The sequence below is a fragment of the Flavobacterium sp. GW823-FHT06G12 genome, assembly GCF_058794775.1.
The window spans coordinates 75,330-87,855 of sequence record NZ_JBXAHE010000005.1 but is presented as its reverse complement, the minus strand read 5'-3'; the positions used below and the strand labels follow the sequence as shown (position 1 = coordinate 87,855).

General features: G+C 34.1%; 10 protein-coding genes. 7 read left to right on the top strand and 3 right to left on the bottom strand.

The genetic code is table 11. The annotated features are described in order from the left end of the window. Positions 1–11: 11 nt before the first annotated feature. Genes AC1Q5Z_RS18775 through AC1Q5Z_RS18750 form a run of 6 tightly spaced genes read left to right on the top strand, consistent with a single transcriptional unit; the run spans position 12 to position 5,268 of the window. Positions 12–2,228, top strand: coding sequence for a molybdopterin oxidoreductase family protein (locus tag AC1Q5Z_RS18775; RefSeq protein ID WP_492446349.1), 2,217 nt, complete (start codon positions 12–14; stop codon positions 2,226–2,228). Positions 2,229–2,247: 19 nt separating this feature from the next. Further along, positions 2,248–2,817: a 4Fe-4S dicluster domain-containing protein gene (locus AC1Q5Z_RS18770; RefSeq protein WP_198857545.1), complete on the top strand. Its 570-nt coding sequence runs from the start codon at positions 2,248–2,250 to the stop codon at positions 2,815–2,817. 11 nt (positions 2,818–2,828) lie between these two features. Further along, positions 2,829–3,338, top strand: coding sequence for a QcrA and Rieske domain-containing protein (locus AC1Q5Z_RS18765; protein ID WP_278022616.1), 510 nt, complete (start codon positions 2,829–2,831; stop codon positions 3,336–3,338). 18 nt (positions 3,339–3,356) lie between these two features. Next, positions 3,357–3,611: a DUF6755 family protein gene (locus tag AC1Q5Z_RS18760; RefSeq protein ID WP_095928740.1), complete on the top strand. Its 255-nt coding sequence runs from the start codon at positions 3,357–3,359 to the stop codon at positions 3,609–3,611. A 13-nt stretch (positions 3,612–3,624) separates the two neighbouring features. Continuing rightward, a complete protein-coding gene (locus tag AC1Q5Z_RS18755) occupies positions 3,625–4,644 on the top strand; it encodes a 2-hydroxyacid dehydrogenase (protein ID WP_492446346.1) in 1,020 nt (339 codons plus the stop codon). 27 nt (positions 4,645–4,671) lie between these two features. Further along, entirely contained in the window at positions 4,672–5,268 is a 597-nt protein-coding gene (locus AC1Q5Z_RS18750; RefSeq protein ID WP_492446344.1) for a hypothetical protein, read from the top strand. Between the two features lie 63 nt (positions 5,269–5,331). Here AC1Q5Z_RS18750 and AC1Q5Z_RS18745 read toward each other — a convergent pair whose 3' ends face one another. The 3 genes from AC1Q5Z_RS18745 to lysS form a co-directional block, all read right to left on the bottom strand. Beyond that, entirely contained in the window at positions 5,332–8,139 is a 2,808-nt protein-coding gene (locus AC1Q5Z_RS18745) for a DUF2135 domain-containing protein (RefSeq protein ID WP_492446343.1), read from the bottom strand. Between the two features lie 82 nt (positions 8,140–8,221). After that, the gene (locus tag AC1Q5Z_RS18740; RefSeq protein ID WP_492446341.1) at positions 8,222–9,361 is read right to left on the bottom strand and encodes a S1 family peptidase; all 1,140 of its coding nucleotides are present in this window, start codon (positions 9,359–9,361) and stop codon (positions 8,222–8,224) included. 395 nt (positions 9,362–9,756) lie between these two features. After that, complete coding sequence (gene lysS, locus AC1Q5Z_RS18735) at positions 9,757–11,460, bottom strand: lysine--tRNA ligase (RefSeq protein WP_343587219.1); 1,704 nt, start codon at positions 11,458–11,460, stop codon at positions 9,757–9,759. 279 nt (positions 11,461–11,739) lie between these two features. Here lysS and AC1Q5Z_RS18730 point away from each other — a divergent pair, with 279 nt between their 5' ends. After that, the gene (locus AC1Q5Z_RS18730) at positions 11,740–12,456 is read left to right on the top strand and encodes a hypothetical protein (protein WP_492446339.1); all 717 of its coding nucleotides are present in this window, start codon (positions 11,740–11,742) and stop codon (positions 12,454–12,456) included. Positions 12,457–12,526: the final 70 nt, after the last annotated feature.

Sequence of the window (12,526 nt, the reverse complement as noted above, 5' to 3'; positions counted from 1 at the left end):
CAAAAAAAATCATGGCAAAACTACCTGTATCAACTGAAAAAATAATTGAAGCATTTGGTCCGCATCTGAATTATACGCCAAAAGAAGGGTATGCAGGACGTGATGAACCTGATAAAATGGTCAAAACGCATTGCTGTTTCTGCGGCATGCAGTGCGGTATTCAATTATCTGTAAAAGACAATAAAGTGGTTGGTTTTGAACCTTGGATGGAATTTCCGTTCAACGAAGGTCGTTTGTGTCCAAAAGGTGTTCAGCGTTATATGCAGAACAATCATCCAGATCGTTTATTGCATCCGATAAAAAGAGTAGAGGGCAAAGGTTTTGAACAAACTACTTGGGATGAAGCTATGGATAAAACCGTTTCTGAAATTAAAAGAATTCAGGAGAAATATGGTAAACATGCATTTTCGATGTTATCTGGAGTTTCGCTTACAAACGAAAAAAGTTATTTGGTTGGAAAGTTTGCCAGAGTGGCTTTAAAAACAAGAAATTTAGATTATAACGGACGTCTTTGCATGGTAAGTGCGGGCGCTGGAAATAAAAAAGCATTTGGTTTAGATCGCGCTTCAAACAATTATTCAGATTTAGAATATGCTGAAGTTATTATTGTTGCAGGAGCGAATATTAGTGAGACGTTTCCAACATTAACCCATTGGATTTGGAAGGCCAGAGATCGCGGAGCCAAATTGATTGTTGTTGATCCGCGAGTTATTCCATTAGCAAGAACGGCAGATGTTCATCTTGATGTAAGACCAGGAACCGATTCTGCTTTATATGGAGCAATGCTGAAATATCTCGTAGATCACGATATGCTGGATCATGATTTTATTGATAATCATACTTCAGGATTTCAGGAAACGATTGATGCCGTAAAGGATTATACTTTAGAATGGGCAGAAGAGATTACAGGAATTTCTAAAGAAAAAATTAAAGAAGCAGCCGAGTTATGGGGAAAAGCAAAAACAAGCTTTTTACTGCACGCAAGAGGAATCGAACATCACTCAAAAGGTGTCGATAATGTTTTAGGATGCATTAATCTGGTTTTAGCAACAGGAAGAATTGGAAGACCCTATTGCGGTTACGGAACCATTACCGGACAAGGAAATGGTCAGGGTGGAAGAGAGCACGGTCATAAATGCGATCAATTGCCTGGAAATCGTGATATCGAAAATATGGAACATCGAAAATACATTGCCGATGTCTGGAAAATAAAAGAAGAAGATATGCCTCATAAAGGCATTACAGCTTATGAAATTATAGAAGCCATTCATAGCGGTGAAATAAAGGGATTGATTTCAATTTGTTTTAATCCGTTAGTGTCTTTGCCGAATAATAATTATGTGCGTTCTGCTCTTGAAAAATTAGAGTTTTATGTTGCGATAGATTTCTTTTTGAATGAAACAGCGCGTCATGCCGATATCGTTTTAGCAGGTTCATTGCAGGAAGAAGAGGAAGGAACAACAACCTCAGCTGAAGGTCGTGTTATCCGAATTCGTCAAGCTGTAACACCTCCGGGAGATGCCAGAACAGACACTTCAATATTATTAGAATTAGCAAAGAGATTAGGCGAGGAAGAAAGATTTACTTACGCAAACAGCGAAGCCATTTTTAATGAACTGCGTATCGCTTCAAAAGGAGGAACAGCCGATTACAACGGAATTACTTATAAAAAAGTAGAAGATAATATGGGCGTTTTCTGGCCTTGTCCAACCGAAGATCATCCCGGAACACCAAGATTATGGGAAGATAAAAAGTTTGCAACGCCAGACGGAAAAGCGCATTTTAATCCCGCTCCTTATAAACTGCCAGGCGAGGTTACAGATGAAGAATATCCCATAACATTAACAACTGGCCGTGTCGTTTCTCAATATTTAAGCGGAACGCAAACTAGAAGAATTGGAAAACTAGTAGATCAATTTCCAGAACCTTTGTTGGAAATTCATCCTGAAATGGCGCAGAAATATAATATTCAGCAAAGGGAGTTAGTAAAAGTTTCAACCCGAAGAGGTGAAGGTATTTTTCCAGCCAATATTGTAGAAACTATCAGGAAAGATACCGTTTTTATTCCGTATCACTGGCCGGGGAAAAAGTCAGCCAATCAGTTAACGCCTGGTACATTAGATCCGATTTCTAAAATTCCAGAATTTAAAGTATGTGCCTGTAAGTTGGAACCTTTGGGAGAAATAGAAAATTCATCAGACAAATCAAATGCTTATGCAAGTGTTTAATCTATAAAAAGCAACAATTATGAATTTAACCAATTATAATAAAAACGAAGAGTTTTTTGTAGACTTACAAAGATGCATAGGCTGTAAAGCCTGTGAAATGGCTTGTGCAGAATGTGAAACAAATGGCCAAGAATCTATGATTCACGTTAATTATGTAGAACGTGAAGTTACCATTCAGACCACGGTTCAGGTTTGCATGCATTGCGAAGATCCTGTTTGTGCCAATGTCTGTCCGGCTGATGCTATTTCGCAAGACGAATTTGGAGTAGTTCATACCGCAAATACAGAACGCTGCATTGGTTGCTCTAATTGCGTTATGGCTTGTCCGTTTGGAGTTCCAAAGAAAATGGAAGAATACGATTTGATGATGAAATGTACAATGTGTTACGACAGAACCAGTGTTGGCAAAAAGCCAATGTGTGCAACAGTTTGCCCGAGTGGTGCATTGTTTTATGGGACTCGTGAACAAATCGAAGAAATGCGTCCAAACAGCACTCCGGTAAATTCCTTTGTTTTCGGAAAAGAGCGTGTAAACACAAAAGTGAATATCATGATGCCAAAAGGAAGCAGCGAATTACGAATATTTTAAATCTAAAATCCATGTCTAAAGAAGATAATTTAAGTGAAAACTGGAAGAAAGATTTTCCATATAAAAAGCAGGAATCAACACAAGTAAGCCGACGTGATTTTGCTAAATTCCTCACGCTGGTTTCAGGAGGTTTAATGGTAGGAAGTGGTTTGGTTGCAGCAAAAGCGTATTTATTGCCTAGCGAAGAAGTTGTTGGAGAACATTTTGTGTGTGAAATAAAAGATATTCCGTTAGGCGGGACAAGAGGTTTTGTGATTGAAGGTAGTACCATTCCTTATATTTTGGTGCATTTAGAAAGTGGCATGTTTCGAGCTTACGAACAAAAATGTACGCATCTTTCTTGTGCCGTTTATTACAAACCTGGAACAGGAATTATTCACTGTCCGTGCCACGAAGGTTCTTTTGACGCTTTAACTGGAGATGTTATCGCGGGACCTCCGCCAAGAGCTTTGCCTCAGTTGGAAGTGGTTTTAAAAGGAGAAAAGATTTTTGTAAAAGCTTTTGAAAACAAAGCGAGTTAATTGTTTAAGAAATATATTATGAGTACATTTAGAAAAAGCCAAAATCAGGCAAATCCAAATAAGTTGAATGTTATTCTGTCTACTTTAATATTTGTTTTAATCTTAAATGTAAGTATCCAGATTTGGTTATTGTATGCTGCTTTAAACAATGCATTAGACAACAATAAAGAAATTTTAATTCCGGCATTTATAGGTTCGCTTATTTTATTTTTAATTGGTTTTGGATGGTTGTATTATCTGCCAAAAGGGAATTTTCGAAATAACAAAACATAAATAATTTAATATTATGAGCTCAAATCTTGTTGCAAATAAAATAGCTTTTTTCTCGACTCAGCCTTACGATAAAACATTTTTCAATAAATACAATGAAGATTTTGGCTTTCGATTGGATTTTTTTGAAACCCAATTAAATCCTCAGACTGTAGCTTTAATTGAAGAATGCGAGATTGTTTGTGTTTTTGTAAATGACATTGTAAACGAAACGGTCATTAAACAATTAGCAGAAAAGAAAGTAAAAATAATTGCTTTACGCTGCGCTGGATTTAACAATGTCGATTTAGAAGTTGCAAAAAAACATAATATAAAAGTTTGCCGAGTTCCCGCATATTCTCCTCAGGCGGTTGCAGAACATGCTATGGCTATGATTTTAACTTTAAACAGAAAAACGCACAAAGCTTATAATAGAGTTCGCGAACAGAACTTCTCTTTAAACGGATTATTAGGTTTCGATTTATTCGGGAAAACAATCGGAATTATTGGAACTGGAAATATCGGAAAAGCATTTTCTAAAATTGCATTAGGTTTTGGCTGTAAAGTTTTGGCTTATGATATTGTTGAAAGTGACGAAATGAAAAAAGACGGGGTTTCTTTTGTTGGTTTAGAAGAAATTTTTAAATCGAGTGATATTATCTCGCTTCATTGTCCGCTGAACGATCAAACGAAACATGTTATTAATACCACCTCTATTTCTTTTATGAAAGAAAGTGTCATGATTATAAACACAAGCCGTGGCGGTTTAATAGAAACTTCGTCGGTTATTGAAGGTTTAAAAGAAGGAAAAATAGGTTATTTAGGAATTGACGTTTACGAACAAGAAGAAAAATTATTCTTCAGAGATCTTTCTGCAGACATTATTCAAGATGATGCGATTCAGCGTTTAATGAGTTTCCCAAATGTTTTGGTAACAGCACATCAGGCGTTTTTTACAAATGAAGCTTTGACACAGATTGCTTTGGTGACTTTCAATAATATAAAATCATTGTTAACGCAAAACGATATTGAAAATAAAGCCGCGTTGTTGGTTTAAATTATTATGAATTTAAAGTTTTGGATTATGAAAAATAAGATTTTAATTCTAATCGCAATTTTGGCATTAAGTTCTTGTCAGAATAAAGACAATTCGAAAAATATTGTAAAAACAATTGTTCAAGATACCTTGTCTAAAACACTTGGAGGAACAGCAGATTTGAGTGAAGTCACTTCAAAAGAAGACAAGACAGTCGAATTAATTCGCAAGCAATTGCTCGTTTTATTAGAGAAAGATATTCCTGCGCTGACCAAAGACGACCGTTATTTTTATTATGAAGCTTTCGATTTAAACAACGATAAGAAAAACGAATATTTTGTTGGTTTTTCAAATCCTTATTTCTGCGGAAGCGGAGGCTGTTCGGGATATATTTTGAAGAATGACGGAAGTGTAATCAATCGTTTCACCGTAACCGATTTTCCAATTTATGTAACCTCTTCGGTAACAGAAAAATTTTATGATTTGATATTTGAAAGGGGAGGAAAATTTCATCTTCTAAAAATGAAAGACGGAAAATACCCATCCAATCCATCTGTTCAAGAAGTTATAAAAGGTGATGTTCCAAAAGAGAGTACAAAGGTTTTAGATATTCAAGGAAAGAAATTGGAGAAGTATTCGTTTTAAAAATAAAAAACCCGACAGATTTAAAAACCTGTCGGGTTTGAATATTAGTAAGCTTTGTAATTCCTAAAAATCAAATTCTCCAATTAGAATTTTACTATCGCTTTCACGTTTGTTTTCTTTTTGGCTTTGGAAAACAGCAATTTTGCGTTCTTGTCTGCCATCAGAATAATACAAATAAACTTCTGCCATAACAGTCGTTGGTCCAGAAAGAATATTCTGTCTTTCACCGAAGAAATTCGTTTTGATTTTGTATTTCCCTTTAATCGCTTTTTTTAGTAAAAATTGTTCAGGACCAAAACCTTGAGTAAAATCATTGCTTAATCTTCCTCCAATTTCTGTAGATCTATGCGAGTACGAACAATCTTCTCCTCTTGGATCTGTAACCCAAAGATCGATATCTGTATTGTCCTTATTCCAGTTAATAACAATACGAATGTCTACTGGAAGATTTGCTTTTAAACGATCATCAACTTTGCTTGCATCAACATTTTTGTTTTGGCTCAAAATGTTATTGATTTCCATAATCAAAATCTCTTCAATACCATTATCTCTAATAGAAATCTCATCGGTATATTCCTGATAAAGCATGCCTTTATAGATATTAAGAGCTTCTTGAGGTTTTTTATTATCTACCAAAGCTAATGCATAATCTCTATGACTTTGAGGATCAAATGGTCTCCATTCTAGAATCTTTTGAGTTATCCACAATTCTTTTTCATAATTGCCTCTTTGTTTCAACAGATAAGATATCGTCTTATATAACTCTTCGTTTTCCAAATCAAGTTCTGCTAATGTACTTAAAACCTTTAGAGAAAGTGCTTTGTCACCTTTTTTGAATAGGAGTTTAGAAACATCAAAATAATAGGTTACCTGTTTCTCATATTTCGGACGATTTTCAAGATATTTCTGGTAAATCAATTCAGGAGACTGTAAAGACTGAAAATCTTTCATATACTCTTGAGTACTTTCTACATCTACCAAAGTTATTTTACCTGTAGAAGTTTTTTTATCGCCTGCTCTAGTTTCTGCTGAATATACAGCATTATCGCTAACAACACTTTCTTCTGCCGACGACAATTTTTGTGACTGCTTAGAAATGGTAGGATATTGTTTTTTTTCTGTAGGCTTAAATTCACTGTTCCACCAAGTTGTCAGTTCACGTGTTTTATCAAAAGCTTTAGATAGAAGATTTCTTCGTTTCTCTAAAATTTGTTTTTTGTTTTGAGAAACGATTCTGTTGTATTCTGATATTAATTCCTCTGGAGGAGTAATGCCAAAACGCACATAATCATTAACATCTTCCAATACGATAAGACTGGTGTTCTTACTTACTACACCAAACTGCTCACTCAGATTTCTGATTTCTTCACTGTTTTGTGTTGAATTAAGTTCAAGATCATTAATTTTTCGTTGTGCCCAAAATTGTGCAAGAGGCCAATTGTCTACTTGTACAGCGTTACTAAAATCTACAGGTACTTCAAATTTTTTATTTCCTACTGAAAAAACAGCAGTAAGTTTGCTCAAGTTTGAAGATGAAATTCCGAATATGTTGACTGGTTCGTTTACGGCAGTTCCAACATTTGGAAATAACTCCTGAAGTGTATTGGTTTCTTTAAAACCTAAAAATACAATAGGAAGTCTTTTATACGTTTTTAGAGCAGATTGAGTGTCTAATTCATTAAGATTGATAAAATTCCCTCCAGATTGTGATGCTAAAAGTTTAAGCAGATTAAAATCAGAAGTGGGTGTGCTTGTTATACTATTAACCGGTTTTTTGAATTTTAGAGTTAAATCACCAAAATTTGAAATTCCGTCAGAAAACAAAAGATATTCGTCTATTGATGAAATCTCTTTTAAAGCGCCAAAATCACTTCCGCCATCGTATTTCAGATTAAGAATTCTGTCTTTTAATGCATTCCAATTTCCACCAGAAACTGTAAATTCTTCTGTTTTTTCAAGAACGTTATTTAAAAGAACAAAAGAGACCGCAACGTCTTTGTTGTCTGAAAAATAAGCAGTAAGAAAGTCCAATTCTTTTTGGTGATTTCTTTTAGATCCGCTAAATGAATTGTCCCAAATAATGGCAATTTTTTGAGATTTTGCTTTTTCTTTTACAGGGAAATTCATTGAAACGCTTGCCGCAAAATAATATTTATCGTTAGAAGCTTTTTGAAGCATTACATTAGACGACTCATTTACTTTTGGAATAGCTATTTTAAGACTCTCATTTGGAGTGAAATTCGTTTTACTAATTTCAGCAATCCATTGATTTCCTTTCTTCTGAAAAGTAAAACTTCCATCTGGATTTTCTGTAATTTTAGGAGTTGTCAGACTTTCGTTAACCAATACTTTTAGATTAAATTTCGGAATGCTAACTGCATTGGCAAAACTTAAAAAATATTCATAATCGGTCGCAGAATTTTTTAATTCCTGATTGTAAGTAATCTTAATCATTCTGCTGCCTCTCGCAGTAATAGGATAAATTCTGGTTCTGAAATTGTTTCCAGCTACTTTTTCAATAATACCTGGATCTATATTTCTTTTTTCTATACTTTCAAAAACTTCTTTAGCTCGTTCTTTCGGAACAGGAACTGCATCTCTTAAGCTTCCGTTAATATCCAAAGCATAACCGCTTACGCTAACTCCTTCTGGCAATGGAAGTGTAAAATTTCCTTCTAAAATTCTGTCTCCGGGATTGTAAAATGTATAAGTTGCGGTAGTTGAAGCAAGATTTCCTAAAATTTTGGTTTCAATTTTCACTTCCTGTAAGATGACCGAATTTTTTTTCTGATTTTCGACATCCAGAGTTGGAATCTGTGAAAAAGCGACACCACAGAATAGTAGTGCGCAAATACTAAAAAATTTATTCATAATTAATTGAGTGCGATTTTTTATTCGATTTGAAATATCAAAATCCGATTAGTTTTAAAGTCTTTTTTCTGATTTTTTCAAATTAGAGCGATTGGATATGTTTGGCTACAATTCCAAAATTTATACCTTGAACTTGATCTACTCCACTGAAATTAACAGCAATCAGTTGGCCACATTCATTAAAAACTGGTGCGCCGCTCGCGCCATGTGTAGAAGTTATACTGTATTGAATTTTATTACCATCAGATTCTTTACTAATTTGACCATTGTAAAGCTGTACTTTTATACCAGAGTTTGTTTGTGCCAAATCCATTCCCATCGGATAACCTACCATTATTGCTTTTTGGCCAGGAGCTAAAGAAGCATCATTATCAATAATATTATCAAGACTAATGATGTTGGTAACAGTTTGTGGAGTTTTATGAGTAACTAACTGTAAAAGACCTAAATCAACATTAGTGTCATCTGAAACTTTTTTAACCTCACAACTATTCCATTCACTATCAGAATTATGAAGAGCTACTTCAATGTCGACAGTTTTTACATATACTTCAATGTTTTCTATGGGAACATATTCTTTTACCGGAATAGATGCTGCAATATCAGTAGATACTTGCGCTGTATCTGTTTCTGTTTCATTAGAACTAACAAATTCTTCACCTGCTGACTCAGTAGTTTCTTCGCCTGATTCTTCATATTCTCCTTCACCTTCATCATACGAGACTGAAGCATGTGACCAGTTGTTGTCAATAAAACTTTCATAGTCATTTTCAGAAACATCGGTAGTAAGAATAGAAGCAATCTTCATTCGTAGATTTCGTATAGTAGTATTTACTTTGGCGCTTTCTTCATCTGATGAATCCCATGGTTGTAAAACATGTCTATTGGTAATCATGTCACCTTCTGTATCAACAAAAAAGCCAGTTCCGTAAATTGTTTCTTCCTTAGCATCCTCAACATTAAGCTGAATTTCTTTTCCGTTAATTTTAGCAAAATAGCCATATCTATGCTTTATAAGCACAACTGCATCTTTGTAAGCATCATAGATTTTGGTATCTGTGCCTAAACAAATAGCTTCTTTTTTAGGCGTAAAATATTTAAAACCTAAAAAGCCTGCGGCAGAGAGAACGATAATAGCAATGAGAACAAATTTGAAACGATTTCTTTTTTTCTTGACTGTTGTTTCCAAGTCTTCGTTTGGGGCGATCTTTCTAATTTTCATTTAAAGTATTGGTTGAAAAATGTTAATTGAATGGGTTTGGGTTCAAAAAAAAATAGACTTTATATAAAGTCTATTTTTTTTTCAAATGTAGTAATTTGTTTGCTAAAAAAAAGCAAAAACAAAATCAATTGTATGTTCTTTATTAACGGAGTTTTGTCTTGTTTTTGAATGTTGTAACAAGGCTTGTGAAAGTATTTTCTTGTAAAACAATTCAGAAAAAGTAAAGTGTTGTTTTCCAGTTTTTTAAATGTAATTTTTAGTTTGTGTTTGGATATTGATGGGAAAAAATGGCGAGAAGTATTTGTTTTAAAAATAAAACCCGACAGGTTTTTAAAACCTGTCGGGTTTGAATATCATAAAATCCAACGTGTAATTTGGAATTTTAATTTTGGAATTTATCCAACTAATTCCACAAATTTAAACTCGCCGTCAACAACAACTTTAGTCAAACCGTGTTTAGATAAGTTTTTCATAGAAGCATCCCATTTTTTACCGCTTAAGTTAGCTGTAATTTTTAGTTGCGTTAAATCCATTCTATTTTCATTTTTGGTAAGCAAGTCAATAATGAATTTTTCTTCATCAGAAAGTTCGATCTGAGCTTGTTTTTTCTCAGGACGCATTTGAGGAAACAGTAAAACTTCCTGAATCGAAGCATTGTTTGTCAAATACATAATCAAACGATCCATTCCAATTCCCATTCCAGAAGTAGGAGGCATACCGTACTCAAGAGCTCTTAAGAAATCTTCGTCGATAATTCCGTTTGCTTCATCATCACCTTTTGCTGCCAAACGCATTTGATCTTCAAAACGCTCTCTTTGATCAATTGGATCATTTAATTCAGAATATGCATTTGCAATTTCTTTACCGCAAACCATTAATTCAAAACGCTCAGTCAAATCTGGATTATCACGGTGCTCTTTACAAAGCGGTGACATTTCTTTAGGATAATCTGTAATGAAAGTTGGCTGAATATAATTTCCTTCACATTTAGCTCCAAAAATTTCATCAATCAATTTTCCTTTACCCATTGTTTCGTCAACCTCGATTCCCATTCCGCGAGCAGCTTCAAACAATTCTTGTTCTGTTTTTCCAGAAATATCAAAACCAGTAAAATGTTTGATAGAATCTGTCATTGTAACACGAGCATAAGGCGCTTTAAAGTTAATTTTGTGCTCGCCAAAAGTAACTTCGCTAGTTCCGTTAACAGCAATTGCACAATGCTCCAATAAGCCTTCAGCAAATTCCATCATCCAGTTGTAGTCTTTGTAGGCTACATATATTTCCATTGCCGTAAACTCAGGATTATGCGTTCTGTCCATACCTTCGTTACGGAAGTTTCTAGAAAACTCATAAACACCTTCAAATCCACCAACAATTAATCTTTTTAAGTATAACTCATTTGCAATACGCATGTAAAGCGGAATATCAAGCGAGTTGTGGTGCGTAATAAATGGTCTTGCCGAAGCTCCACCAGGAATAGATTGTAAAACAGGAGTGTCAACCTCTAAATATCCTGCATCGTTAAAATAACCACGCATCGCACTGAACAATTTAGTACGTTTGATGAAAGTTTCTTTAACCTGAGGATTTACTGTTAAATCTACATAACGCATTCTATAACGCAATTCAGCGTCGTTAAAAGCATCGTGAACATTTCCTTCTTCGTCAACTTTTGGTAACGGTAACGGACGCAAAGTTTTGCTTAAGAAAGTAAAACCAGTCACGCGAATACATTTTGCACCAACTTGAGTTGTAAACAATTCACCTTCAATACCAATAAAATCACCTAGATCGGTTAATTTTTTGAACACTTGGTTGTATAGCGTTTTATCGTCACCTTCACACAAAACATCGCGATTTACGTACAATTGAATACGTCCTTCGCTATCTTGCAACTCAGCAAAACAAGCTTTACCTTGATCACGAACACTCATCAAACGACCCGCAACGATAACCTTCTTACCCTCTTCAAACGTTTCCTTTATCTGCTTAGATGTATGATTTACAGGAAAAAGATTAGCTGGATAAGGATTGATTCCTAAGTTGCGTAAGTTCTGAAGTTTTTCTCTTCTAATGATTTCTTGTTCTGATAATGCCATTTTGTGCTATTTTTTTAAGTGTGCAAAGATAAAATTTTTGTTTCAAGTTTCAACTCAAAGTGTTAAGGTTTTTTGCAGCAGAAATTTTCGTCTTTTCATGAACGTTTTGTCCCGCTATACGCTTGTATCTTTTCCTTGCTAAAGAAGCAAGAAAAAGGATACCGCTTCTATCGGGGCTAGATTAGAAATTTTCGTTTTCAAAAGAGTTTTTAGTTGGAATGCAATGACTGAAAAAACTTACTATATTAGCTTTTTGTAACTTTAGAATTTTAACAAAAAATGAAATATTTATCCGTTTTTTTACTGTTGTTTTCTTTTATAAGCTGTCAAATTACAGAAACACTTACCATAAATTCAGACAGAAGCGGAAGTATCGAAGTATACAGTCTTCGAGATGAGAATAGTTTCGCACAGTTAGGAAGACAAGATTTTGGAGATGAAAAATTTATAGACACAACTTTTACTTTTCGAGATTACATCGTCAAGTACCAAGATACTTTTGTGAAATTTAATAAAGCCGACCAAGCTTTATTTACAGAGCATGCAAATGTAAAAATGCAGATCAAATTGGACCCAATTCAAATGGAAAATTTCAACAAAGTAGCTTTTGAATTTAAGAACATAGAAGAAATACCCAATCTTTATGAAAGCCTTGGATTGGCAAATTCTCTTAAAGAAAATTATCCCATATACAGAAAAAGCTATAAAATAAAATACACTTTTGATGGTAAAGTCTTTAAAAGAACTTTAGCCATAACCAATCCAGAAAAGTTTGAAAAAGATAAAAAAGAAATGGATGAACACGAAAAAATATATTCTAAGTATAAAGTAATGCAATCCTATACGCTCAAATATTATTTTCCTCAAAAAATAAAATCGGTTTCAAATTCAAACGCAATTATTGGTTCAGACCAAAAATCTTTAAGCTTAAAATTTCAGCTTTCAGATTGTTTAAAAAATCCAGAAAGTACAAATCTAGAAGTTGTTTTAGAATAAAAAGGTTTTAGCGGGTTTTTAAATAAAGTTAGCGCCTTAAAAAAGTTCGTATCTTTGATGAAAAATTGTA

Bases quoted from the DNA above. Each gene is read 5' to 3' on its own strand.
- AC1Q5Z_RS18775 (WP_492446349.1), top strand. From the start codon at position 12: ATGGCAAAACTACCTGTATCAACTGAAAAAATAATTGAAGCATTTGGT.
- AC1Q5Z_RS18770 (WP_198857545.1), top strand. From the start codon at position 2,248: ATGAATTTAACCAATTATAATAAAAACGAAGAGTTTTTTGTAGACTTA.
- AC1Q5Z_RS18765 (WP_278022616.1), top strand. From the start codon at position 2,829: ATGTCTAAAGAAGATAATTTAAGTGAAAACTGGAAGAAAGATTTTCCA.
- AC1Q5Z_RS18760 (WP_095928740.1), top strand. From the start codon at position 3,357: ATGAGTACATTTAGAAAAAGCCAAAATCAGGCAAATCCAAATAAGTTG.
- AC1Q5Z_RS18755 (WP_492446346.1), top strand. From the start codon at position 3,625: ATGAGCTCAAATCTTGTTGCAAATAAAATAGCTTTTTTCTCGACTCAG.
- AC1Q5Z_RS18750 (WP_492446344.1), top strand. From the start codon at position 4,672: ATGAAAAATAAGATTTTAATTCTAATCGCAATTTTGGCATTAAGTTCT.
- AC1Q5Z_RS18745 (WP_492446343.1), bottom strand. From the start codon at position 8,139: ATGAATAAATTTTTTAGTATTTGCGCACTACTATTCTGTGGTGTCGCT.
- AC1Q5Z_RS18740 (WP_492446341.1), bottom strand. From the start codon at position 9,361: ATGAAAATTAGAAAGATCGCCCCAAACGAAGACTTGGAAACAACAGTC.
- lysS (WP_343587219.1), bottom strand. From the start codon at position 11,460: ATGGCATTATCAGAACAAGAAATCATTAGAAGAGAAAAACTTCAGAAC.
- AC1Q5Z_RS18730 (WP_492446339.1), top strand. From the start codon at position 11,740: ATGAAATATTTATCCGTTTTTTTACTGTTGTTTTCTTTTATAAGCTGT.